Origin of the sequence: Bradyrhizobium ontarionense (genome assembly GCF_021088345.1) — a bacterium.
GTDB lineage: Bacteria > Pseudomonadota > Alphaproteobacteria > Rhizobiales > Xanthobacteraceae > Bradyrhizobium > Bradyrhizobium ontarionense.
Genome location: NZ_CP088156.1, coordinates 8,411,377 through 8,435,845 on the forward strand (window position 1 = coordinate 8,411,377; position 24,469 = coordinate 8,435,845).

Here is a 24,469-nt window from a genome sequence, read left to right on the forward strand (position 1 = left end):
TTTGACATGACCATGCGGATTGCGACCTTCTCGAATTCGGACCAGATGATTTCCAGCGCGCTGCGCACGCAGGCGACGATGGCCAATCTGCAGGTCCAGGAGGCGTCGGGACTGAAATCGGAATATCTCGCCGAGTACGGCGCCGATACCCAGCACGTCGTCAATCTGCAGGTGACGGTCACTCGGGCGCAGTCCTATATCGATGCCGCGACCCTTGCCGACAGCAAGGTGCAGGTCATGTACTCCGCGGTGGGCCAGGTGTCGGACATCGTCAGCCAGCTGCGCACGGCCTTGAGCGCCGCGAGCTCCGGCAGCAGCACGGGAACCACGTCCGCGATCAGCTCCGCGCAGCAATTGCTGCAGCAGATGGCGGGCGTTCTGAATACCCAGTATGACGGGCAGTATCTGTTCGGCGGGGCGCGGACCTCGACGGCGGCCGTCGACACGTCGACCTTCGCGTCCGGAACCGGATCGCTGACGGCGACTGACACGAGTTATTATCAGGGGGACGGCGAGCTTGGCTCGGTCCGTGTCTCCGACGGGCAGTCCGTCACCTATGGGGTGACCGCCGACAATGCCGCGTTCGAGGAGGTCATGCGCGTCCTGAAATTCGTGGCGAACGGTTCGAGTCTGTCGGGCACGGATATCACCGCGGCCCTCAAGGTTGCGGACCAGGCGGTCGACGATGTCGCCACCGTGCAGGCCAAGCTGTCGGATGCCGCCTCGCGGATCGAGAGCGCCAAGTCGCAGCAGACCGACTTCAAGAGCTACGCCGAGAGTCTTGCGACAGATCTCACCAGCGTCGATGTCGCGGCAGTCACTGCGCAACTGTCGACCTACCAAGCCCAGCTGACGGCCTCCTATTCGGCCATTTCGAAGATCCAGAGCGTCAATCTGGCGAGCTACCTGCGGTAGCTTCGGCGCTCTCCAAAAGGAAAACGCTGAAAGCGGACAGCCCACGCGAGAATACGGCGAGCATTATCCTGCCCGTGGATTTGGTGCGGGAGCTGCGTGGGCGCAAGAAGATCTGCCGCTTGCGCCTCGCTTTTCGTTGAGTGGCGCGGTCCGGAGACGAGCCCTGGTTGCTACCAGTGGCGGGCCCTCACAATGCCGTGGCCGTAGCGATGCCCGCCATACCAGCCGTGGCTGTATCCCCCGCGATAGTAGCCATAGCTGTGCCGCCACGGGCGCGGGTGGTAATAACCATAGCTACGATAGACGCGGCGCGGCGCATATCCGTAGCCATAGCCGCCATAATAGGGGCGGTAGGCTGCAACGGGATAGTAGCCGCCGCCGTAACCGTAATACGGCGAGTCGGCATAGCCGTAGCCGTAAGCGGGATAGGCTCCATAGCCGCCGTAGTAGCCAGGGGCCGCAATCGCCGATCCGATCACCGCGCCGGCCAGGAGACCGGCGCCGATCGCGGCGCCGCCGCCCCAACCGCCGTGCCAACCACCATAGCGGACCTGGACCGTGTGCTGATCGTCAACCGCGGGTTTGGCCGAAGCCGACAGGGCAGTCAGCGGCGCCGCGCTCGCCAATTGCAGGGATGACAACGACATCACGCCCGCAATTGCGAGCGTGGCGGCAGCTTTGAAATGTCCCATGACGATGGTCTCCAGTTCGGATAAGAGACTTGGTCAACGGGCCGGGAGCGGCTTTGTTGCAAAGGTTCGCGGCTTTGTTGCAAAGGTTCCAAGGACCGATTGTCGCGCCCACGTCGTGTCACGGGATGGCCGGTGCGGGCACCGGCCCTGTCGTTGTCACGGGCGGGGCTCGATGCGCCTCACCGCGATCCACAAGCGGAACCGCAACCTCGCCACTCCATTAATCGATCAGCGCGTCGAGCAGCGCATCGGGACATTCCGCCATCATCGTGTGACCCGCGCCCGGCAGCACGACGGTCCGCGCCGCGGGAATCGCAGCCGCGAGCGCCTTGCCGGCCTTGACCGGCGTCATCATGTCCTTCTCGCCGAGAATGAGACGGGTCGGCACCTTGATCCGGGATGCCGAGGCCAGCGCGTCCTGATAATTGTTGCAGGCGGCGAGATCGTTGAACAGCACGCCCGGCGCGCAGCGCTCCAGCGTCGCCTGGGCGCCGCCATGCATCCACAGGCCCGGGGCTCGGCTGCCGCCGAGCTCGGCGGCGACACCAAGGCCCCAGATCGACACCATGTCGATCGCGGCGTGGTCATTGGCTTCGGCGGCCTTCAGGAGATCGGGCCCGACCGTCATTGTCGCTGCGGTGCCGATCAGGCTGAGTGCAGAGACGCGATCGGGATGCCCCGCAGCGGCGTCGAGCGCGATCAGCGAGCCCATCGAATGGCCAATCAGATGCGCGGGCTTCGCGTTCACGGCATTCAAGAGCGCAATGGTCCAGTCGGCCATCGCGGAAATGGTCGGCAGCGCCGGTCCGGCAGAGCGGCCATGACCGGGCAGGTCGGGCGCCAGCACCGCAAAGCCATGATGGGCGAACCAGCGGCTGTGCAAGGCCCAGACCGAATGGTCGAAGCCCGCGCCATGCAGGAGCACCACTGCGGGCAAGGTCGGATCGAAGTCGCGGCCCCCGGTGGCGACGAACACCGTGCGATCGGCAATGGACAGCTGCATGGCTCACACCTTCTGCGAGGCGCGCAGCGCCTGTCCGAGATCGTCGATGATGTCGGAGGCGGCCTCGATGCCGACCGAGAGCCGGATCAGCTCCTCGCCGATCCCCGCCGCAGCGAGCTGGGCTGCGTCCATCTGCTGATGCGTGGTCGAGGCGGGATGAATGACGAGCGTCTTGGCGTCGCCGACATTGGCGAGATGGCTGATCAGCTTCAGGCTCTCGATGAACTTGCGGCCCGCAGGCCGGCCGCCCTTGATGCCGAACGAGATGATCGAGCCGGCGCCGCGCGGCAGCAGCTCCTTGGCGAGCGCGTGGTCCGGATGGCTCTCCAGCGAGGGATGCAGCACCCAGTCGACCGCCTTGTTGGCGGTGAGAGCCTCCAGCACCGCGCGCGTGTTCGCGACGTGCCGCTCCATGCGCAAATGCAGCGTCTCGACGCCCTGCAGCAAATGGAAGGCGTTGGTCGGCGACAGGCAGGCGCCGAAATCGCGCAGGCCCTCGGTGCGCGCGCGCATGATGAAGGCTGCGGTACCGAACTGCTCGTCGAAGACGATGCCGTGATAGCCGGCATAGGGCTCGGTGAGCTGCGGGAACTTGCCGGAGGCGCGCCAGTCGAACCCGCCGCCATCGATGATGGCGCCGCCGATCGCGATGCCATGGCCGCCGAGCCACTTCGTGGCCGAATGCATCACGATGTCGGCGCCCAACGCGATCGGCTGGCTGAGATAGGGCGTCGCGAAGGTGTTGTCGATCAGCAGCGGCACGCCGGCCTCATGCGCGATCGCGGACACTTTCGGAATGTCCAGCACCTCGAGGCCGGGATTGCCCAGGGTCTCGCCGATCAGCAGCCGCGTGTTCGGCTTGATCGCGGCGCGGAAGCCGTCATGGTCGCGCGGCTTGACGAAGCTCGTGGTGATGCCGAAGCGCGGCAAGGTGTGCGCGAGCAGGTTGATGGTGCCGCCATAGAGCGACGACGAGGCGACGATGTGGTCGCCGGCATTGAGCAAGGTGGCGATCGCCAGGTGCAGCGCGGCCTGGCCGCTCGCGGTGCAGACCGCGCCGACGCCGCCTTCAAGCGCGGCGAGCCGCTCTTCGAGCACTGATGTGGTCGGGTTGGAGATGCGGGTATAGATGTGACCGGCGCGTTCGAGATTGAACAGTGCGGCGGCGTGCTCGGTGTCTTCGAACACATAGGACGTGGTCTGATAGATCGGCACCGCGCGGGCGCCGGTTGCGGAATCCGGATGCTGGCCCGCATGCAGGCTCAGGGTTTCGAAGGCAGGCGGTTTCGGCGGCGGCATGCGGGGCTACGCTCTCTCGTCAGACTGCTGGTTCTGCTTTCTGCCATAGATTTCATCAGACGTCAGGCGTGGCGCAGGCCTCGGTTTGCGTTGCGGTGGCCTCATGGTTCGAGACGCGCCGCGTCCACACCAGTCTCGCTTTGCGTCGGCCAGCTCGGCTGCGCGGCGCTCCTCACCATGAGGGGGAGAGCTCGCCGCAGCAGAGCTCGGCGCACATATGTCCTCATCTCTCCGCACATTCAGCCCTCATCCTGAGGAGCCCGCCCCTTGGCGGGCGTCTCGAAGGATGGCCGCGGACACAAGATCCTCCCGTTCCTCGTCGTTCTCGTCCTCTGAGGGGGCGGCGTGACGCCGCCCCCCGAGGGGATCAACCGCCGAAGCGCTGCGGGAATAGGCCGGCCGAAGCGATCTCGCCGACCGCGAGCCGCGGGCTCGGCTTCTCGCGCTCCTTCAGCATCGCCGGCAGCTTGTCGCCATCACCCTTGCGGCCGACTGCAATCGCGATATCGACCGCGAAATCATCGGGCACGCCGAGCACTTTCTGGGCTGCCGCGACGTCGAAGCCGCTCATGCCGTGGGTGGCCCAGCCGGAGATTGCGGCCTGGTTGGCGAAATTGGCCCAGGCGGCGCCGGCATCGAAGGAATGGGTGCGCGTGGGCGCCGGCTCGGTCTTGCCGGCCGGGATGAAGGTCTTCTTCGACAGCACATAGACCAGCGCTGCCGCATGCTGCGCCCAGCCGCGATTGAACTCGACCAGCGGTCCCAGGAAGGTGTCGAACTCAGCTGACCCGCGCAGCGCATAGAGGAAGCGCCAAGGCTGCGAATTATAGGAGGAGGGTGCCCAGCGCGCCGCCTCGATGAAGGTCAGAAGCTCTTTTTCCGGAATCGCTTCGTCGGCGAAGCCGCGCGGCGACCAGCGGTCGACGAAGAGGCGATGCGCCGGGTGCTCGGTGGCGCGGTCGGTCGGCGGGAGAAGATGGGCAGTCAAAGTGGTCTCCTTCATTCAAGCTCTTCATCGAGCCTTGATGTAGCCTTGGTCTCGGTCTTGGTCCGCTTCGCTGCGGAGCACAGTTCCATAGCATGCTGTGGCTCACGGCGCCTTCGGAGTCCAGATCGCCAACGCAGATGTGTCCACCTTCGCGGGCAGCACGCGCTCGGCCAGAAAAGCGTCCGCGATCTTCTGCTGCTCCGACAGGCCGGCCGGCGTGACCGCGCCGACCTGGTAGGAGCGGTGGCTGTTGGCTTCCTCGACGGTCGCCGCATCGATGCCCCAGAGCGCCGCGAGCAGGCCTGCCGCAGCGGTGGGATTGGCTTTCACCCATTTGCCGGTCTCGACCAGCCTGCCGTAGATGACGTTGAGGGCGTCGCCATGCTTGGCGGCATAGTCGGCGGAGGCGAGATAATAGCGCTTGTAGCTGGCGAGCCCGTAACTGCCATCGGCGAGCACGCGTGCGCCCGACTGGCGGATCGTGCTGGAGAGGAACGGGTCCCACGCAACCCAGGCGTCGACATTGTTGCTGACGAAAGCGGTGCGGCCGTCGGCCGGCGGCAGATAGGCCGGCGTGATGTCCTTGAAGGTCAGACCCGCCTTGGCGAGCGCGGCGAGCAGCAGATAGTGGCTGCCGGCGCCCTTGGTCACCGCGATCTTCTTGCCTTTGAGCTCGGCGGGCGTCTTGATCGGCGAGGCGGTCGCCACCAGGATCGCCTGTGCCGACGGGGAGGGCGTTTCCTCCGCGACATAAGCGAGCTTGGCGCCGGCGGCCTGCGCGAACACCGGCACGGTGTCGGCGACATCGGCGCCGAAATCGATGCTGCCGATGTTGATGGCTTCCAGCAGCGGCAGGCCGCTGGAGAATTCGTGCCACGACACCTTGATGTCGAGCGGCGCCAGCGCCTTTTCCAAGTCGCCGTTGGTCTTGAGGATCGCGATCAGGGTGGAGGATTTCTGATAGCCGATGCGCAGGGTCTCGGCTGCTTCAGCCCCTGAGACGGAAAAGCTGCCGAGCAGGGCGATGGCCATCACCAGGAGGCCGCGACGGGCGAGATCCAAGGGTCGTGAGCGACGCATCACGCCGCTGAAAGATGATGTCATTCGGAAATCTCCTGAAAGCCGATGCCTGCAAGCCTGACCGATCATTCGCAGGATCGGATGCCCTGCGCAATTTTGCAGATCGGCCGGGATGAAGAGAAAAATTCTTCATTCGGCGCCGCAGCGAGAAATCTGTTCTGCAACGAGCGCGCGTTTGACGGAGCATTCGGCCGGACAGCCGCTCTCACGCTCGCGACGCGCAAGGCGCCCGAGATGTGTCTGCCGTTCGTCCCTCTTTGAAGAGAGGGCACAGGGAAGGCCGGGCATCGACTGACACCCATGGCCCGCCTGCAGAAAAAAATGCAGGCGGCAGGAACCACAGGATCAGCCGGACATCCGGCCTTCCCTGCGCAATGGGCTTACGGCTTATACGCGCTCTCCTCGGTGCACCGGGCTTATTGGCCACCGTCATCTGCGCGAAGCGAAGCTTCGTCGCAAACTTGATACTAGCGTCGGAGTATCAGGACCACGCGATTTCGCCGTCCGGCTCCCATCGTCCGTCCACGCGCATGACGCACGCTGCGACGAGAACCGGCCATCGCATCCCGCACCAACGTTTCGTGACGTTCGCGAAGCGCCCCTCGATCGGGCAGGATGGGGTGATTCAATCATGAATTCTGAAAAAAAAGAAACAAGAATATTTTTCGCGGCAGGACTGGACAGGGCAAATCAGCTTGAGAATGCAGGCGAACTTCGGATTTTGGCGAAGGGCGGCGGACGATCTTGGGCGATGATGTCGGCCGAGCTGTCTCCTCCCAAAAGGTCGTCATTCCGGGGCGCGCGTCAGCGCGAGCCCGGAATCCATATCCACGACAATCAGTGAGGTGCGAGACGCGAGGCGGCGCGATTACGACGCAAAGGCGACAAGAGGAATGTGCGATGCTGCCCTACCTTTTCGATCGGCAAGGTGGCCCAATGTCAATACAACCGACCAAAGACCCGTACACTCGCCGCGCCCTCAGTACGCTTCAACGGCTGCATGCCGAGCTGGGTGGCAAAATCCTTGAGAACGCGTCCGCATCAGTCAAGTGGAAGACCTGAGCATCGCTCGGGCTCTTCGCCGCTTTGATTTAAATGGCCTCGTCGGAATCCTCCGTAGGGGTCATTCTGATCGAATTCTTGTCAAAGAAAAGTGGCGTGATTAGTCGCTTGCGACGAGTGAATGGTTGACCAGCTGAGCCGTACTTAAACGTGATTTTGGCGTGTCCAATTGCGCCCGGCAGATCGATCCATTTCTTTACGGGAAACGTAGGGTATTCAAAATTGTACGCCATGTCTGGCGGAATGATCTGCCCCTTGTTGAACCAGGTTGGCTCCCCCTCAAAGGTATTGCCCTGAACTTCGACGAATACTTCCTCTACTTCGTAAGTGAGAGAGTGGAAGTAGGAATGGTTTTTCAAAACAAATACTATCTGAATCAGTTTTTTCTTTTTGTCATTCCTGCTCTCAATGCGAGAGACTGTCAGTTTATAATCAATGGATTTTTCTGGCGTTGTAATGGTTTTGGATTCGGCGGCTTTCCACAGCCAATAAGGAGCTAAGAGCAGGCGCATTGCGATAATGCCGCCAAAAACTAACGCCATCGTTTTCCAACCTCCCAGATCATAAGCCTCGATCACTGGCTTAATCCCCGGATTGCCGTAAACAATGGCCCCCGCAAGCAATACGATGGCGAAAATTACTGCTTGCGCGATATCTAGCGAATGCTTGAAAGCTTCGCGAATGACCAAAAGATAGAACTTGACAACGTCCATCCCTCACCTCCGAGGCACAGCTTATCCCCTCAGTGAAGTTTGCGCCATGGAGGGGCATGTCGGATCCAAACAACCGCCTGTGGATATGGATTCCGGGCTCATTCGCGCTGCCTTAAAATGGCTTCGCCATTTTGGACGCGAATACCCTGGAATGACGTGGGGAGAGACCGCGCTGCGGGCAACTCGGACGGCGCACGCGTTGTCAACGCGCACGCCCTCGCCGTGCGCCGGCCTTCTCCAGGTAGGCGCAGAACATGTCCGCCATCGCATCGGCATAGGCTGATATCTCGGCGCGGCTGCGCGGCGTTTCCGAGAAGTGCTTGCCGACCTGGCTGAGCGTCGTCTTGATCAAGTCGGCGGCACGCGCGCGCTCCGGCGCACCGGCCTCTGGCAGCACCTCGCGCATGAACGCCAGCATGGCGCGACGTCCGTTTGCCTTGGCCTGCCGGGCCTCGGGCGCGTCGCGATAGAGCGGCGCTGTGTCGTCGAGCGCACCGCGCACTGGAGCCTCGTCGCACTCCGATTGCAGGAAGGCGTGCACCAGCGCGCGCAACCGCGCCAAGGGAGGACGGCTGCTGTCCTCCAGGATGCTGCGCAAGAGGTTCGTCGTCTGCTGCCATTCGTCGCTCTGCAGCCGGAACAGGATCGAGGCCTTGTTGGGGAAGTACTGATAGAGCGAGCCGATGCTGACGCCGGCCTTCTCGGCGACGCGCGCCGTGGTGAAACGCTGCGCGCCGTCCTTTGTCAAAACCTGAACAGCAGCCTGCAGAATGGCTGCAACGAGGTCGGTCGAGCGCGCCTGTTGCGGCTGTTTTCGCGCGGAAATCGGGGCTGTTCGATGCGGGGCCATGGGGTGTTCCGAAATGCGATTAGCGAATGCGAATGAATATTCGTATTTTGACCAGGACACAACGACGCGACCCACGAGGCCTGGAGATTCCCATGAACACTCTGATCACTCAACCGCTGGCACCGCTGCTGGATCGCCTGCTTGCCGAGGCTGCGCTGCTGCGGCCGGAGGAGAGTCCGGCATTCGCCGGCATGTTCGAACGGGCCGACGAGCTGATGCGCAGCAAGTCCGGCCATGTCGAGCTCTACACGCAACTGAAGGACTTTCCGCTGCCGGTCTCGCGTGAGACCGGTGTGCTGCTCTACATGCTCGCGCGCAGCTTCGGGGCGCGCACCATCGTCGAGTTCGGCACGTCGTTCGGCATCTCGACCCTGTTCCTCGCCGCGGCGCTGCGCGACAATGGCGGCGGCCGGCTCATCACCACGGAGTTCGAGCCATCCAAGATCGCGCGTGCCCGCGCCAATCTCGCGGCCGGCGGCCTCGCCGATCTCGTCGAGATCCGCCAGGGCGACGCGCTGCAGACGCTCGGCGCCGATCTGCCCGATGCGATCGATCTGGTTCTGCTCGACGGCGCCAAGCCGCTCTATGGCGACGTGCTCGCGCTGCTGGAGAGCCGGCTCAGCCCCAGCGCGTTCATCGTCGCCGACAATGCCGATCACAGCCCTGATTATCTCGCCTATGTCCGTTCGCCTGACAACGGCTATCTGTCGGTGCCGTTCGGTGAAGAGGTCGAGTTGTCGATGCGGCTCAGGTGACGTCTGCGCGGAGCGCGCGCGAATATCGCTGGTCGCACAAGTGGCGCGGCGGCCGGCATCTCCTCGACCCGAGCTGTCATCGTCTGCGGAGGCGGACGATCCAGTCAACGCAGACGCCTCGCGTCTCACACCCGCCGAGGCGTACTGGATGCTCCGCCTGCGCGGAGCATGACCGCGGTTGGGGACGATCAGTCCAGTTACCCCATCACGGGATCCGCAATCGCCCATCAGCACGCACGAGCGAATAGGCCGGGAGTTGACGTGCGGGCGGCAATTGTTCACGACGAGACTCCCGTCATCGTGAGCGATCGACCCTCATGCCCCGCATCCTTCTGATCAACCCCAACAGCTCGGCGGCGACCACCGCGATGATGGTGTCGATCGCGGCGTCGTGCTGCGGAGATCGGGCCGAGGTGTTTGGCGCCACCGCAAAGCGGGCACCGACCATGATCACGGATGGCGCGGCGCTTGTCGCGTCGGCCACGGAAGTCGTCGAGATCGCCCGGGCGCATCGCGACGCTTGCGACGGCATCATCGTCGCCGCCTTCGGCGATCCCGGCGCGGCCGAGATTCGCAGCTTCGGCTCTCGGCCGGTGGTGGGAATCGGCGAGGCGGCGATGCGCGCGGCCGCGCAGGGCGGGCGGCGCTTCGGCGTCGCCACCGTGACGCCGGCGCTGGTCGCGAGCATCGCGGCTCTCGCACACGGGCTCGGGCTGTCAGCGCAATTCACCGGCACGCGGCTGACCGAGGGTGATCCGGCCGCCCTCGCTGCCGATCCGGCGCGGCTCGTCGCTGCGCTGGCCGCGGCGACGCGGGCCTGCATCGACGCCGATGGCGCCGAGGCCGTGATCATCGGCGGCGGTCCGCTGGCGCAGGCCGCCGATCAGCTGCAGCCACAGTTCGAGGTCCCCATCATCAAGCCGATCGCGGCGGCGATGGCGCAACTGCTGCGGCAGCTGCCGGCCTGAACGGCGTGGCCTGCGACTGCCGGGCTTCAGTCCGCTGCGGACGACATCGCGTTTGGCCGGTAGCTTGCCGCCGGATGCGGCGCGGCGAGCCGGGCGCGGCCGAACATTTTTTCGCGCAACGTTCCCGGTTGGTACGCCTTCTTGTAGCGGCCGCGCTTCGTCAACTCCGGCACCAGCATGTCGGCAACATCCGCAAAGCTCTCCGGCGACAGCGCAAACGCAAGATTGAGCCCGTCGACGCCGGTCTGCTCGATCCAGGCCTCGATCGCGTCGGCGACCTTCGCGGGCGAGCCGACGAACACCGGGCCGATGCCGCCGATGCCGACATGCTCGGCGACCTCGCGCACGGTCCACACCCGGTCCGGATCGGCGCGGGTGACGTTGTCCATCGCGCTGCGGCCGGCGTCGTTGAGCACATGGCGGACCTGCTGGTCGAGGTCGTAGGTCGAGAAGTCGACGCCGGTCCAGCCCGACATCAGGGTCAGCGAGGCCTCGTGATCGATGTAGCGGCGGTAGTCGGCGAACTTGGCCTCGGCCTCCGCATCGGTCTCGCCGAGCACCACGGTGGCGATACTGAAGATGACGATGTCGTCTCCTGCGCGCCCCGCCTCGGCGGCGGCCTGGCGGATCGCGGCGACGCGCGGCGCGATGATCTTGGCCGAGGGGCCGGACATGAACACGCATTCGGCGTGGCGGCCGGCGAAGACGCGGCCGCGCGGCGAGGTGCCGGCCTGGTACAGCACCGGCGTCCGCTGCGGCGACGGCTCGCACAGATGGATGGCGTCGAGCTGGTAGTTCTCGCCGTGATGGCTGACGCGGTGGACTTTTGCGGGATCGGTGAAGATGCCGCTGGCGCGGTCGCGCTTGACGGCGTCGTCCTCCCAGCTGCCTTCCCACAATTTGTAGACCACCTCCATGTATTCGTCGGCGACGTCGTAGCGGTCGTCATGCGCGGTCTGGCGCGCCTTGCCCATGCCGCGCGCGGCGCTGTCGAGATAGCCGGTGACGATGTTCCAGCCGATGCGGCCTTGCGTCAGATGATCCAGCGTCGACATGCGGCGCGCGAACGGGTAGGGCGGCTCGTAGGACAAGGTGCAGGTGACGCCGAAGCCGAGATGCTCGGTCACCGCGGCCATCGCCGAAACCAGCATCATCGGATCGTTCACCGGCACCTGGATGGCGTGGCGCAGCGCCGCGTCGGGATTGCCGCCATAGACGTCGTAGACGCCGAGCACGTCGGCGAGGAACAGCCCGTCGAAGCGGCCGCGCTCCAGCGTTTTCGCGAGGTCGAGCCAATAGGGCAGGCGATTGTAGTCGCTGGAGCGGTCGCGCGGATGCCGCCACAGGCCGGGCGACTGGTGGCCGACGCAGTTCATCGCAAACGCATTCAACCGGATGTCCGCAGCCATGATGGTCCCTCGAAATTGTCGTGCGCGACCAGATGGCATGCTTTGCCGATGGTTTTCAATCGCGTGCGTGCGCACGGCCGCTTGCAGCGTGCGCAAGCTCGGCTATGGTCGGAACGGATCAAGCGCGCCGCGGCTTCAATGACGGCGCAGGCCGGGCCTTGGCTCGCATCTTGGTCCGCATGTGGGGAGACGAGGTTGATGGCGATCCGGATCACGGCGCTGGTTGCGCTGGCACTGACATCGTCGGCTGTGGCCTCCGTCCATGCGGAGGATTTCAAGGCGAGCTGCGCCGCGCTGGCGCAAGGTTTTTCCGGCAGCGGCCGCATCGTGGCGGCGGAGTTCGTCGCCGCGGGCGGCGTGCAGCTGGCGCCGCCGGCGCCTGCCGGTGTCACCGGACCCGCGCCGGACCATTGCCTGATCCGCGGCAGGATCAATGAGCGCACCGGCATCGACGGCAAGCCCTATGCGATCGGCTACGAGCTACGTTTGCCCGCGACATGGAACGGAAAATTCTTCTTCCAGGGCGGTGGCGGCGTCGACGGGGTGCTGCGGCCGGCGCTCGGCCTGGTCACGGGTGTCACGCCGCCCAATGGACTGTCCAACGGCTATGCGGTGGCCTCGACCGATTCCGGCCATCTCGAAGAGCCCGGGGCGCTCGGGCCGTATCTGTTCGGTCTCGATCCGCAGGCGCGGCGCGACAAGGGCTACAGCTCGATTCCGCCGGTGGCGGCCGCGGCGAAGGCTGCAACGGAAAAGCTGTACGGCAATGCGCCGCGCCGCTCCTACTTCGTCGGCTGCTCCAATGGCGGCCGCCAGGCCATGGCGGTAACGCAGCGTTTTCCCGAGTTGTTCGACGGCGTGATCGCAGGTGCGCCGGCCTATCGCGTGCCGCTCGCCGGCATCGACGTGATCGCGCAGGAGCAGGCGCTGCTGGCGATCGCGCCGCCCGGTGCCGACGGCAAGGCGGATGTCGGCAGCGCGCTGACCGATGATGATCTGAAGACGGTCGCCGATGCCGTCATCACGGCCTGCGATGCCGCCGATGGTGCCAAGGACGGCATGGTGCAGGATGTCATGGCCTGCCGCTTCGATCCGGCCGTGCTCGCCTGCAAGGACGGCCAGACATCGCAGTGCCTGCCGGACGCCAAGCTCAAGGCCGTTCGATTGATGTTCGATGGCAGCCGCAATTCCATGGGCCAGCTGATCTACGCGCGCTGGCCCTACGATCCCGGCCTCGCCGCGCCCGGCTGGCGCGCCTGGAAGCTCGGCACGCCGAAATCGAGCCCGCCGAATGCGCGCAACCTCACGCTCATTCCCGGCGGCGTCGCCTATGACTTCATGAGCCCACCGGAGAAGCCGGACGATCTCGTCGCCTGGGTGCGCAATTTCGATCTCAACCGCGATCCGCCGAAGGTGATGAAGGGCGCCGGAGGCTTCGACGCCGGCATGGAATATGAGGCGGCGACCTCGACCGATCTCGACGCCTTCAAGGCCAAGGGCGGCAAGATGCTGTTGTATCACGGCGCCGCCGACCCGATCTTCTCGGCGCTCGACACGATCGACTATGTCGATCAGCTCAAGACGAAGTACGGTGCCGACACCGACGGCTTCGCGCGGCTGTTCCTGGTTCCCGGCATGAACCATTGCGGCGGGGGGCCTGCGACCGACCAGTTCGACCTGCTGAGCGCGCTCGACACATGGGTGGAGGGCACCGGCTCGGCGCCGGAGTCGATCCGCGCCACCGCACGGCGTGCGCCGGATGTGCCGTGGCCGGGCCGGACGCGGGATATCTGCGCGTTCCCGAAGGTGCTGGCCTACAAGGGGACCGGCAGCCTCGAGGACGCGGCCAGTTTCGAGTGCCGCTGAGCGTCGGGCGCCGCCTTCACTGGCCTGCACGATCGCTTGATGAGCGGTTGACCCTGGTCCGTCGCATGCCGACTTGAGCGGCGGGGGCGGCTGCATGCGCAGCCGTGCCCTGCATCGTCGCCGTCAGTCCATCACAGGTCCTCATGGTTGCCGTCAAATCGCGAGCCTTCTGCATCCTGCGCGAATTCGAACAGGCGCAGGCCGAACTGATCGGAAAAGCGGTGGCGTTGAGCGACGGCAAGGCCGGCACGGTGAAGCACCTCTATCTCGACGAGTTCCACGGGCTGCGCATCGAGCTGAGCGGCCATGAGGGACGCTGGCCGGTCTCGACCATCAAGTTCGCGCAAACGTGACGTCGGTCGGCGCCGGCATGTTCAGCGCATGCGCGCGGGCGAGGCTGTTCTGGTCCGATCGGTTCCCGGCGGGCTGGCCGATGATCCGATTCTGTATCATTTGATACGGGTGCTGCCGAGTGCCGCAGCTAGCATCGGAGCGATCGTGTGCGTGTCGGGAGCTTCCGAATGGCGGAGCGAGCACTCCCCGATCCTTGATTCACCTATGTTGATGCATGAATGTGGACGTATTATCTACGGTTGAGTAGTATGACAGGCGAAACTGGACATGAGTTCGGGCGGAAATAGAAGATCAGAAGAAATGGAAATAGAAGATCAAAAGAAACGGCGTCGGCGCGTCAAGCAAACTTTATCCTTGGGCGAGCGTCTGAAGCAGATGGCACGCAAGGCGCGCGAGACGGCGGAGCTCTTGCCGCCGGGCGTCGAACAGGCTGAGCAATTGCGCCGGGCGCGTGAAGCCGAAGCGATTGCCGACCTCGATCAGTTCCTGAGGAGTCCGGTCCGTCAGGACGTGCCGCGTTCGCGCTGAACTCTCTGCTCGCGCGAACGCGGAATTGTCGACGCGCTGCATGCGCCGGGCCAGTCTGTCGCACCCTGCATCATTTTGCTGCACGGGAGCATGAATTGGTGCAGCCATCGCTGCAACAACGCGCTTGACAGGATAGGTGTTCTAAGGGACCGTATTGTCCATGCGTTGGGCAAAGCAGCCCGTTGACGCAACACGATCAAACCATTTCCAACACCGCGCTGCTTGAAGCGTGTTTGGTTGGCGGCGAGGGCGCCCTCGGCTTCACAGCCGACGGGCGCTTTTTTGTTTTGGGACGCGGAATGACACGGACGACGTTTCGCATCGGGGTGATGTTCTCGACGACCGGCTCGTACAGCGTCGTCGCACGCTCGATGCTGAACGGCGCGCAGCTCGCGCTCGCGGAGATCAACGCCGCGAACGGTCCGATCGCGCTGGAGCCCGTGGTGGTCAACCCGGCCGGCGATCTCGCGCAATATCGTGCGCTGGCCCGGGAGCTCCTGAGCTCCGGCATCCATCAGGTGGTCGGCTGCTACACCTCGTCGAGCCGCAAGGAAGTCATTCCCTGCTTCGAGAAGTTCGACGGGCTGCTCTGGTATCCGTCGCACTATGAAGGCTTCGAGAGCTCGGACAACGTCATCTATACCGGCGCCGCACCGAACCAGCACGTGCTGCCGCTGGTCGACTACCTCGCCTCTCGCGTCGGCAAGCGCGCCTTCTGCGTCGGCTCGAACTACATCTGGGCCTGGGAGAACAACCGCATCTTTCGCGAGGCGCTGACCGCGCGGGGCGGCACGGTGCTGGCCGAGCGCTATCTGTCGGTCGGCGACACCGAGTTCGACCAGGTGATCGCCGCCATTCTCGAACAGCGCCCCGACTTCGTCTTCAACAACCTGATCGGCACCAGCGCCTACGCGTTCTTCCGCGCCTTCCGTGCCGCCTGCCGCGCCGCCGGTATCGACCAGGCGAAGCAGATCCCGGTCGCCAGCTGCACCTTGTCGGAGCCCGAACTGCAGGAGATCGGCACCGCTGCCGTCGACGGCCACCTGTCGTCGAGCGTGTATTTCGCGTCGCTGAACACGGCCGAGAACGCGGCTTTCATGCAGGCCTACACGGCCGCGTTTCCCGACGGTCCGGTCGTCTCGGCCGACGCCGAGGCGTCCTACATCGCCGTGAAACTGCTGGCTGCCACTCTGACACAGGCCGGCAGCGACGAATCGCGCCTGGTGCGATCAGCCGTGGCCAACCAGCGCCTGCTGGCGCCGCAGGGCGAGGTGCGGATCGATCCGCAGACCTATCACGCCTGGCTGACGCCGCGCATCGGCCGGTCCGCGGCCGACGGCCAGTTCGAACTGCTGCTGGAGGCGCGCCAGCCGATCGCGCCCGATCCCTATCTCGTGCAGTCGTCGCCGCGCTTCGCGACATCAATGCGTCCTCCGCTGCTCCGAATGGTGAAGTCATGACCTTCCGATTGCTGCAGAACTTCAAGGGCGGCCGCGCGCTCGTGATCACGAAGCGGGCGGGGTGGGAAACCACCTTGGAAACGACGCTCGCCAAGCTGGGCGTTGCCTGTGACTACCCGGACATCGTCGATAGCCGCGCGCAGATCGACATTGCCGCCTTGCTTCCGGAGCGCGACATCCTGTTCATCGATGGCGACCTGGAAGGCGCCGTGGCGATCGAGGTCGATCCGGCGTCGCGGCTGCCGCCGGTGCCGGTGATCGGTCTGGTCGGCGTCGAGGCGCCGAGCCGGCTCAAGGCGCTGGTCAATCTCGGCGCCACCTCGTTCCTGCGCAAGCCCGTGCATGGCGGCGCCGTCTACACGTCGCTGTTCCTGGGCATCAACCAGTTCCTGCTGCGCACGGAGATGTACGAGAAGCTGCAGGATCTCGAGAGCCGCCGTCGCGGCCGCCGCGCGGTCATCCGCGCCGTCGTGGCTCTGATGCAGGAGACGGGTCTCAACGACGACGACGCCTATTCCGCGCTTCGCCGCGACAGCATGCGGGCGCGGCAGAGCCTGGAGCTCTACTGCGAGGAGTTCCTGAAGAGACGGGCGAGGCCGCCCGATACGCCGGACCGCACGAGCAGCGTCACGCTGCAAGGCGGCAACAAGCAAGCGATGTAGGAGCATCACATGACCAGATCTGTAGTGCGAGGGCTGCGCGCCGCGGCCCTCTCGGGGACGCTTGTCTTCGCGTCAGGCGCATTTGCTGCGGAAAACCCGATCAAGCTCGGCGTGCTGGAGGACCAGTCCGGCGACTTCGCCGCCGCCACCATCGGCAAGGTCCACGCGATCCAGCTCGCCGCCGAGGAGATCAACAAGGCTGGCGGCATCATGGGCCGGCCGCTCGAACTCGTGACCTACGACACCCAGTCGGACAACACCCGCTACCAGGAATTCATGCGACGCGTGCTGCAGCGTGACAAGGTCGACGCCGTGTTCGCCGGCTTCTCCTCGGCCTCGCGCGAGGCCTATCGGCCGATCGTCGACCAGTTCAACGGCTTCGCCTTCTACAACAACCAGTATGAAGGCGGTGTCTGCGACGGCCACATGGTGGTGACCGGCGCAGTCCCCGAGCAGCAGTTCTCGACGCTGATCCCCTACATGATGCAGGCCTACGGCAAGAAGGTCTACACGCTGGCCGCCGACTACAATTTCGGTCAGATCTCGGCCGAGTGGGTGCGCAAGATCGTCAAGGAGAACGGCGGCGAGATGGCCGGCGAGGAGTTCATCCCGCTCGGCGTGTCGCAGTTCTCGCAGAGCATCCAGAACATCCAGAAGGCCAAGCCCGACTTCGTCGTGACCCTGCTGGTCGGCACCGCGCAGGCCTCCTATTACGAGCAGGCGGCCTCCGCCAACGTCAACCTGCCGATGGCGTCGTCCGTCAATGTCGGCCAGGGCTACGAGCACAAGCGCTTCAAGCCGCCGAGCCTGAAGGACATGTACGTCACCACCAACTACATCGAGGAGATCGATAGCCCGAAAAGCAAGGAATTCTACGCCAAGTTCAAGGCCAAGTTCCCGAACGAGCCCTACGTGAACCAGGAGGCCGAGAATTCCTATCTCGCGCTCTATCTCTACAAGCAGATGGTGGAGCGGGCGAAGTCGACCAATCGCGACGAGATCCGCAAGGTGATCGCGACGGGCGACGTCTGCATGGATGCGCCGGAAGGCAAGGTCTGCATCGACCCCAAGAGCCAGCACATGTCCCACACGATCTATCTCGCCAAGGTCGGCGCCGATCATTCGATCTCGTTCCCGAAGGTCTGGGAGGACATCAAGCCGTACTGGCTGGGCGACGCCGGCTGCGACCTGACCAAGAAGGATCCGATGGCGCAATACACGCCGTCGAATCCGCCGCCGAAGCCCTGATCGGCGGGTCGTTGCCCCGGCGTCCCCTCACGCCGGGGCAACGATGACACGCTCATCGCGCCACTCCGCTTCCCAGTCAGACCCGACGGACCCATGGACATCGCAACCCTCGCATTCTCTGCGCTCTACCAGTTCGGTGACGCGTTCGCCTTCCTGGTGCTGTCGGCCTGTGGGCTCGCGGTGATCTTCGGCATGATGGGCGTGATCAATCTCGCCCATGGCGAGTTCATCATGTGCGGCGCCTATGTCACCGCAGCGACCGTGCATGCCGGCCTACCGCTGCCGCTCGGCATCGTCTGCGGCACGCTGGTCTCGGCGCTGGTCGGTGTCCTCGTCGAGCTGCTGGTCATCCGGCATCTCTATGACCGGCCGCTCGACACCATCGTCGCGACCTGGGGTCTCAGCCTGATCGCCACGCAAGGCACGCTGATCCTGGTCGGGTCGACGATGGCCGGGGTCGGTACGCCGTTCGGCAGCTTCCAGGTTGGCGCCTATTCGTACTCGATCTATCGCATCGTCCTGTTCGTCGCGGCACTGGCCGTGCTCGGTGCGCTCTATGCGCTGTTCAACTGGACCCGATTCGGCGTGCTCGCGCGCGCCACCATCCAGGTGCCGCACATGGCGGCGGCGCTGGGCGTCGATACCCGCCTGATCTACAGCCTGACCTTCGCCTGCGGGGCAGGGCTCGCCGGTCTCGCCGGAGGGCTCTACGCGCCGACCATGACCCTGGTGCCGACCATGGGCGCGACCTTCATCATGGAGGCCTTCGTCACCGTCGTGATCGGCGGCGCCGACGTCTTCCTCGGCACCGCGCCGGCCGGCGGCATCCTCGCCATCGTGAAATCGGGCATGACGTCCTGGCAGGGCCAGTTGTTCGGCCAGATCGGGCTCTTGATCGCGGTGATCATCGTGGTCCGGGTGCTGCCGAAAGGCATCTCCGGCTTCGTGCTGCGCGAGCGGACGTGAGGAGTGCCGCGATGACCGGATTTCTCTCCCTGTTTCGCCGTCTCGAAGGACCGCAGACGCTCGGCCGAGGCCGCGCGTTCTGGGCGTTGTTCGCGCTGGTGCTGGCGGGCGCGGTGGCCTATCCGCTATTCAGCGACGGCTACACCGTCGGCAACACCGTCTACTTCTTCGTCTGGGTGTTCATCGCGCTCAGCCTCAGCCTGATCTGGGGCTATGGCGGCTCGTTGTCGTTCGGCCAGACCGCGTTCTTCGGCATCGCCGGTTACAGCTACGGCATCCTCACCATCAATTTCGGCGCATCTTACGGCTTCACCTGGATCGCGCTGCTGCTTGCCGTCGCCATGGCCGCACTGATCGCGGCGCTGCTCGGCTATTTCATGTTCTTCGGCCGCATCGCCGGCGTCTTCCTCGGCATCGTCACCTTGGCCGTGACCCTGATGCTCGAGCGCTTCATGGCGCAGACCGCAGGTCCCGAATGGCGCATCGGCGCTGCCAGACTCAACGGCTTCAACGGCATGAGCGCGATGCCGCCGCTGACCATTCCCTGGTTCGGCGGGCCGATCGTGTTGTTCGCCGATGTCGGGCTCTACTACGTCGTGCTCGCGATGCTCGTGCTGGTCTATCTCGGCCTGCGCATCCTGATGAACTCCGCGTTCGGCAACGTCATCGTCGCGATCCGGGAAAATCCCGAGCGTGCGGAGATGCTGGGCTACGATATCAGAAAATATCAGCTGATCACCTTCGTCATCGGCGCTGCCCTCGCCGGCCTCTCCGGCGTCCTCTACACCGTGTGGGGCCAGTACATCACGCCCTCCAGCATGGGCATGACGGCAGCGTCGCTGCCGCTGATCTGGGTCGCCGTCGGCGGCCGCAGCGACCTCACGGCCACCATCATTGGCACGCTGGTGGTGCTCTCAGGTTTCCAGGCGCTGACCATCTATGGCAGCCAGTACGCGCTGGTGTTCATGGGCGTGCTGCTGGTGCTGACCGTGCTGATCGCGCCCAGCGGGCTCGTGCTCGGTGTGATCACCTGGATCACGAAACTCGTGACCCAGCGCAAGCAGGAGGCGGCGTGATGGCGCTGCTGCAATTGCGCGACGTCAACAAGCATTTCGGCGGCCTGCACGTCACGAACTCGGTCAACCTCGTGCTGGAGCAGGGCGAGATCCACTGTCTGATCGGACCGAACGGCGCCGGCAAGAGCACGCTGTTCCGTTTGATCCTCGGCGAGCATCATCCGGGCAGCGGTCAGATCTGCTTCGCCGGCGAGGACATCACGGCGCTAAAATCCTTCGCGCGCATCCGCCGCGGCCTCTCCGTCAAGTTCCAGGTGCCCGGCGTGTTCAAGGGCCTGTCGGTTCGGCAGAACCTCGAGATCGCGCTGCAGAGCCGGCTCCACGGCGTGGCGCTCGCCAGGGAGATCGACCGGCTGTTGGCCTTCCTCAATCTCGAAGCCGAGCGGGCGCAGCTGGCCGGCAATCTCAGCCACGGCCAGAAGCAGTGGCTGGAGATCGGCATGGCGATCGCGCTGAAGCCGCGGCTGCTGCTGCTCGACGAGCCCACCGCCGGCATGTCGCCGGAGGAGACGCACATGACCGGCGAGATGGTACGCCGGCTGAATGCGGCCGGCATGACCGTGCTCGCGATCGAGCACGACATGGCCTTCGTGCGTCAGGTCGCGCAGCGCGTCACCGTGCTGCATCTCGGCCAGGTGTTCGCGCAGGGCTCGATCGACGAGATCGTGGCCGACGAGCGGGTCGCGGCGATCTATCTGGGGCAGGCGCATGCGTAAGGAAGTCATCCTCACGACGCTCGGCTTGCGTGCCAGCTATGGTGGCAAGCCGGTGCTGCAGGGGCTCGAGATCGAGGTCCGCGAAGGCGAGATCGTCGCGGTGATCGGCCGCAACGGCGTCGGCAAATCGACCCTGATGAAGAGCCTGATCGGTCTCGTGCCGGCGATGTCGGGCTCGATCGTCTATCGCGGCGAGGCCGTCGAGCATCTGCCGGCGCACAAGCGGGCGCGGCTCGGGATGGGCTACGTGCCGCAGGGCCGCGACGTCTTTCCACGTCTGACCGTGGGCGAGAACATCGCCGTCGGTGCGGCGATCAAGGGCGGCGGCATTCCGGAAGAGGGACGGCAGCGCGTCGTCGGCGCATTCCCCATTCTGGGGGAACGCTGGACGCAAAGGGCGGGCACCATGTCCGGCGGCCAGCAGCAGCAACTCGCGATCGGCCGCGTGCTGATCGCCGATCCGCATCTGATCCTGCTCGATGAACCCTCGGAAGGCATCCAGCCCAACATCGTCCAGGACATCGCGCGCAACATGGTCGAGCTCAACCGCAGGACCGGCGTCACCATCATCCTGGTCGAGCAGAATCTCGACATGATCCGGGCCATGGCGCAGCGCTGCTACGTCATGGACAAGGGCCGCATCACCGCGAGCCTGGCGCGCGAGGCGCTCGACGACGCCACCGAGATGCGCCGCCACCTCGCCGTCTAAGCTGAAGAAACTTGAACAACGAGCACAAGGAGAACGAGCATGGCCTGGCAGTCGGAGTCGATCATGGCCCGCAAGGGCGTCGCCAAGGGTGCGCGCGGCGTGCACCACGTCATCACCGAGAAGGACCAGGGCAAGTATCACTACGTCTACGGACCCTATGTCGATCCGGTGCTGACCATTGATCCCGGTGCGGTTGTCTCCGCCGAGACGCACGACGCCTTCGAGGGCGCCATCAAATACGAGACCGACAGTCCGTCGAAGATCCTGAACTTCCCGTTCCTCAATCCGCAGAACGGCCCGATCTACGTCAACGGCGCCGAGAAGGGCGACACGCTCGCGGTCTACATCGAGAGCATCGTGCCGCGGGGACCGCAGCCGCGTGGCACCACCGTGGTCATGCCGGATTTCGGCGGGCTGGTCTCGACCGGCAGCACCGCGTTGCTCAATCCGGCGCTGCCGGAGCGGGTGAAAAAGCTCGAAATCACGGCCGAAAAGGGCACCGTCTGGAACGACAAGATCACGCTGCCCTATGAGCCGTTCATCGGCACCATCGGCACCTCGCCGGAGATCGAGGCGATCTCCTCGCTGGTCCCGGACTACTATGGCGGCAACATGGACCTGCCGGATGTCGGCGTCGGCGCGGTCATCTATCTGCCGGTCAACACCAAGGGCGCGCTGCTCTATCTCGGCGACTGCCATGCCGCGCAGGGCGACGGCGAATTGTGCGGTGTTGCGATCGAGCACCCGACGGTCACGACGGTGCAGGTCGACCTGATCAAGGGCTGGCACATTGCGTGGCCGCGGCTCGAAACTAAGGATGTCATCATGACCATCGGCTCGGCGCGGCCGATGGAGGATGCTGCGCGCATCGCCTATCGCGAGCTGTGCCGCTGGATGGCGGCCGACTACGGCTTCGAGGAGATCGACGCCTACATGCTGCTGACGCAGGCCGGGCGCGTCCGTCTCGGCAACATGGTCGATCCGAAATACACGCTCGGCGCCTCGATCAAGAAATCGTTCCTGGTCTGACGGGGAAGGGCGGAGATGTCGTCGAAGGTCAAGGTCGCCACCGTCCAGTTCGAGCCGACATTGGGCGACAAGGAGCGCAACGTCGCGGGCCTGCTCGAGCTCTGCGAGCAGGCGGCGCTGTCGGGCGCGAAGCTGATCGTGACGCCGGAGATGGGCACGACCGGCTATTGCTGGTACGACCGCGCAGAGGTGGCGCCGTTCGTCGAGAAGGTGCCGGGCTCGACCACGCACCGCTTCGCGGCGCTGGCGAAGCGTCACGGCTGCACCATCGTGATCGGCATGCCCGAGGTCGATGACGACGACATCTACTACAACAGCGCGGTGCTGATCGGTCCCGACGGCGTCATCGGCCGGCACCGCAAGACGCATCCCTATATCTCCGAGCCGAAATGGGCGGCGGCGGGCGACCTGCACAACCAGGTGTTCGAAACTCCCATCGGCCGGATCGCGCTGCTGATCTGCATGGACATTCATTTCGTCGAGACGGCGCGGCTGATGGCGCTCGGCGGCGCCGACATCATCTGCCACATCTCGAACTGGCTCGCCGAGCGCACGCCGGCGCCATACTGGATCAGCCGCGCTTTCGAAAATTCCTGCTACGTGATCGAGAGCAACCGCTGGGGGCTGGAGCGCACCGTGCAGTTCTCCGGCGGCAGCTGCGTCATTGCCCCCGACGGCACGCATCCGGCCGTGATCGACAAGGGCGACGGCGTCGCGCTGGCCGAAATCGATCTCGCGGCAACGCGAGCGCGGCGCGTGCTCGGCGAGCCCGTGTTCGCGCAGCGCCGGCCGGAGCTGTATCCGGATCTGCTGACCAACACCTACAGCTGGAACCCGCGCGACTTCTTTGGTCTGTACGGCCATCAGCCGTGGCCCGTGGGCAAACGCTCCCGCATCAGCGTGGCGCAATTTGCGCCGGCGTCCGACGTCGCTGCCAACCTGGCGCGCATTGGAGACTTGGCTGCCGCGGCGAAGGTCGACGGCGCCGAGCTCGTCGTGTTCCCGGAACTTGCGGCAACAGGGCTGACCGATCCGGCGGCAGCCGCCGAGCTGATCCCGGGCCCCATCACGGCAAGGCTCGCCGCCATCGCGGCAGAGCAGGGGCTGACCATCGTCTGCGGGCTTGCAGAACGTGACGGAGATACCACCTATAATTCGGCCGTCCTGGTGGCACCGGACGGGACAATCTCAATTTATCGCAAGACCCATCTCACGACGGCCGAGCGCAGCTGGGCCAGCGCCGGGGATGCGTGGACCGTCGTCGACACCCCCCTGGGGCGGATCGGCGTCTTGATCGGCCACGATGCGACGTTTCCGGAGGCAGGTCGCGTGCTCGCATTGCGCGGCTGCGACCTGATCGTGTGTCCGGCCGCGGTGAAGGGCTCCTTCAGCTCGGCGCATGCCGGGACGGAGGTGGCGCAGCCCGCGCCGATCCCGACCGGCGCCGATCCGCATCACTGGCACCACTTCCGAGTTCGCGGTGGCGAGAACAACGCCTACTTCGCATTCGCGAATGTGTGCGATGCCGCGAACGGCTATCCCGGGCTCAGCGGCGTGTTCGGTCCGGATACGTTCGCGTTTCCGCGCCGCGAGGCGATCATCGCAGGCGGGGAGGGGATCGCGAGCATCGAGATCGACACCAGCAATCTCGACAGCGTCTATCCAACCAACGTCGTCCGGCGGAAAGATCTCGTCTGCATGCGCATGCCCCACGCCTACCGCGGTCTGGTGCAAGCGAAAGCGAGCAACTTCTGACGCTGCACGCGCCATCCGTTCCAAAATGGAACGGAAACGGCGTGTGACGGGGCGCAGAGCGGGGTGCGACAGCGCTATCCACAATTCTGCACAGCCGTCGCAAAAAGTTCTTGCACGGGATGCGGCATCGCACTATCTCACCACCACGCCAGCCGGACATCACTGATGACTGAGGCACCCGACTTTCGGGACCGACGTTGTTTTCTTTCGATGTTTTTTCTTCCGACTGGCTCCTGAGTTTTTCTTCGGAATTGCTCTTGACGGTCTCTGAAAATCAGCTATTTGAAGCGCCCCGGACATCGGGACTTCTTCGGCGAAACAGACGATCGAAGATGATGCACTAATTAGTTCGTGAACTAATAAGTG

At 64.9% G+C, this 24,469-nt stretch carries 25 protein-coding genes; 17 read left to right on the plus strand and 8 right to left on the minus strand.

The features are described 5' to 3' along the window. Positions 1–6: 6 nt before the first annotated feature. Positions 7–915, plus strand: coding sequence for a flagellin (locus tag LQG66_RS37100; protein ID WP_231321924.1), 909 nt, complete (start codon positions 7–9; stop codon positions 913–915). A 170-nt stretch (positions 916–1,085) separates the two neighbouring features. Here LQG66_RS37100 and LQG66_RS37105 read toward each other — a convergent pair whose 3' ends face one another. The 5 genes from LQG66_RS37105 to LQG66_RS37125 all read right to left on the minus strand — a co-directional run bounded on the left by LQG66_RS37105 (position 1,086) and on the right by LQG66_RS37125 (position 6,001). Beyond that, positions 1,086–1,607 (minus strand): hypothetical protein, encoded by a 522-nt coding sequence (locus LQG66_RS37105; protein WP_231321926.1) that lies wholly within the window; start codon positions 1,605–1,607, stop codon positions 1,086–1,088. A gap of 220 nt (positions 1,608–1,827) precedes the next feature. Beyond that, complete coding sequence (locus LQG66_RS37110; RefSeq protein WP_231321928.1) at positions 1,828–2,610, minus strand: alpha/beta fold hydrolase; 783 nt, start codon at positions 2,608–2,610, stop codon at positions 1,828–1,830. A gap of 3 nt (positions 2,611–2,613) precedes the next feature. After that, positions 2,614–3,909, minus strand: coding sequence for an O-acetylhomoserine aminocarboxypropyltransferase (locus LQG66_RS37115; RefSeq protein WP_231321930.1), 1,296 nt, complete (start codon positions 3,907–3,909; stop codon positions 2,614–2,616). 367 nt (positions 3,910–4,276) lie between these two features. Further along, on the minus strand, positions 4,277–4,897 hold the full coding sequence (locus LQG66_RS37120; RefSeq protein ID WP_231328083.1) for a nitroreductase family protein: 621 nt from the start codon (positions 4,895–4,897) through the stop codon (positions 4,277–4,279). A gap of 102 nt (positions 4,898–4,999) precedes the next feature. Beyond that, a complete protein-coding gene (locus LQG66_RS37125; protein WP_425601270.1) occupies positions 5,000–6,001 on the minus strand; it encodes an aliphatic sulfonate ABC transporter substrate-binding protein in 1,002 nt (333 codons plus the stop codon). Between the two features lie 21 nt (positions 6,002–6,022). On the opposite strand from LQG66_RS37125, the gene LQG66_RS37130 reads away from it, so the two are divergent. Together LQG66_RS37130 and LQG66_RS37135 are read left to right on the plus strand one after the other, a co-directional pair. Next, positions 6,023–6,238 (plus strand): hypothetical protein, encoded by a 216-nt coding sequence (locus tag LQG66_RS37130; RefSeq protein ID WP_231321932.1) that lies wholly within the window; start codon positions 6,023–6,025, stop codon positions 6,236–6,238. A 370-nt stretch (positions 6,239–6,608) separates the two neighbouring features. Next, positions 6,609–6,821: a hypothetical protein gene (locus LQG66_RS37135; RefSeq protein ID WP_231321935.1), complete on the plus strand. Its 213-nt coding sequence runs from the start codon at positions 6,609–6,611 to the stop codon at positions 6,819–6,821. 247 nt (positions 6,822–7,068) lie between these two features. Here the strand turns inward: LQG66_RS37135 and LQG66_RS37140 are convergent, their stop codons facing one another. Further along, positions 7,069–7,752 carry a hypothetical protein gene (locus LQG66_RS37140; protein WP_231321938.1) on the minus strand — a complete coding sequence of 228 codons (684 nt, stop codon included), beginning with the start codon at positions 7,750–7,752 and terminating at the stop codon, positions 7,069–7,071. 202 nt (positions 7,753–7,954) lie between these two features. After that, entirely contained in the window at positions 7,955–8,602 is a 648-nt protein-coding gene (locus LQG66_RS37145; RefSeq protein WP_231321940.1) for a TetR/AcrR family transcriptional regulator, read from the minus strand. A 92-nt stretch (positions 8,603–8,694) separates the two neighbouring features. Between LQG66_RS37145 and LQG66_RS37150 the strand changes: the two genes are divergently transcribed. Then, a complete protein-coding gene (locus LQG66_RS37150; RefSeq protein ID WP_231321943.1) occupies positions 8,695–9,357 on the plus strand; it encodes an O-methyltransferase in 663 nt (220 codons plus the stop codon). A gap of 317 nt (positions 9,358–9,674) precedes the next feature. Then, positions 9,675–10,325, plus strand: a complete 651-nt coding sequence (locus LQG66_RS37155) for an aspartate/glutamate racemase family protein (protein WP_231321945.1) — start codon at positions 9,675–9,677, stop codon at positions 10,323–10,325. 26 nt (positions 10,326–10,351) lie between these two features. Here LQG66_RS37155 and LQG66_RS37160 read toward each other — a convergent pair whose 3' ends face one another. Next, positions 10,352–11,734, minus strand: coding sequence for an LLM class flavin-dependent oxidoreductase (locus LQG66_RS37160; protein ID WP_231321947.1), 1,383 nt, complete (start codon positions 11,732–11,734; stop codon positions 10,352–10,354). Between the two features lie 198 nt (positions 11,735–11,932). Here LQG66_RS37160 and LQG66_RS37165 point away from each other — a divergent pair, with 198 nt between their 5' ends. The 12 genes from LQG66_RS37165 (at position 11,933) to LQG66_RS37220 (ending at position 24,103) form a co-directional block, all read left to right on the plus strand. Next, the gene (locus LQG66_RS37165; RefSeq protein WP_231321949.1) at positions 11,933–13,600 is read left to right on the plus strand and encodes a tannase/feruloyl esterase family alpha/beta hydrolase; all 1,668 of its coding nucleotides are present in this window, start codon (positions 11,933–11,935) and stop codon (positions 13,598–13,600) included. A gap of 143 nt (positions 13,601–13,743) precedes the next feature. Continuing rightward, complete coding sequence (locus LQG66_RS37170; protein ID WP_231321951.1) at positions 13,744–13,953, plus strand: PRC-barrel domain containing protein; 210 nt, start codon at positions 13,744–13,746, stop codon at positions 13,951–13,953. A gap of 268 nt (positions 13,954–14,221) precedes the next feature. Continuing rightward, entirely contained in the window at positions 14,222–14,482 is a 261-nt protein-coding gene (locus LQG66_RS37175) for a hypothetical protein (protein ID WP_425601271.1), read from the plus strand. Between the two features lie 299 nt (positions 14,483–14,781). Then, positions 14,782–15,942, plus strand: coding sequence for a transporter substrate-binding domain-containing protein (locus tag LQG66_RS37180; protein ID WP_231321952.1), 1,161 nt, complete (start codon positions 14,782–14,784; stop codon positions 15,940–15,942). Continuing rightward, the gene (locus tag LQG66_RS37185; RefSeq protein WP_231321961.1) at positions 15,939–16,604 is read left to right on the plus strand and encodes an ANTAR domain-containing response regulator; all 666 of its coding nucleotides are present in this window, start codon (positions 15,939–15,941) and stop codon (positions 16,602–16,604) included. The genes LQG66_RS37180 and LQG66_RS37185 overlap by 4 nt, the downstream gene beginning before the upstream one ends. Positions 16,605–16,613: 9 nt before the next feature. Further along, complete coding sequence (locus tag LQG66_RS37190) at positions 16,614–17,852, plus strand: urea ABC transporter substrate-binding protein (RefSeq protein ID WP_231321963.1); 1,239 nt, start codon at positions 16,614–16,616, stop codon at positions 17,850–17,852. 93 nt (positions 17,853–17,945) lie between these two features. Further along, positions 17,946–18,818 carry an ABC transporter permease subunit gene (locus tag LQG66_RS37195; protein ID WP_231321965.1) on the plus strand — a complete coding sequence of 291 codons (873 nt, stop codon included), beginning with the start codon at positions 17,946–17,948 and terminating at the stop codon, positions 18,816–18,818. A gap of 11 nt (positions 18,819–18,829) precedes the next feature. Beyond that, positions 18,830–19,894 carry a branched-chain amino acid ABC transporter permease gene (locus LQG66_RS37200; protein WP_231321968.1) on the plus strand — a complete coding sequence of 355 codons (1,065 nt, stop codon included), beginning with the start codon at positions 18,830–18,832 and terminating at the stop codon, positions 19,892–19,894. Further along, positions 19,894–20,610, plus strand: a complete 717-nt coding sequence (locus LQG66_RS37205; RefSeq protein ID WP_231321985.1) for an ABC transporter ATP-binding protein — start codon at positions 19,894–19,896, stop codon at positions 20,608–20,610. The genes LQG66_RS37200 and LQG66_RS37205 overlap by 1 nt, the downstream gene beginning before the upstream one ends. Beyond that, complete coding sequence (locus tag LQG66_RS37210; protein WP_231321987.1) at positions 20,603–21,319, plus strand: ABC transporter ATP-binding protein; 717 nt, start codon at positions 20,603–20,605, stop codon at positions 21,317–21,319. Before LQG66_RS37205 ends, LQG66_RS37210 begins: the two co-directional genes overlap by 8 nt. Positions 21,320–21,358: 39 nt before the next feature. Continuing rightward, on the plus strand, positions 21,359–22,348 hold the full coding sequence (locus LQG66_RS37215; protein ID WP_231321989.1) for an acetamidase/formamidase family protein: 990 nt from the start codon (positions 21,359–21,361) through the stop codon (positions 22,346–22,348). Between the two features lie 15 nt (positions 22,349–22,363). Beyond that, on the plus strand, positions 22,364–24,103 hold the full coding sequence (locus tag LQG66_RS37220) for a nitrilase-related carbon-nitrogen hydrolase (RefSeq protein ID WP_231321992.1): 1,740 nt from the start codon (positions 22,364–22,366) through the stop codon (positions 24,101–24,103). Positions 24,104–24,469: the final 366 nt, after the last annotated feature.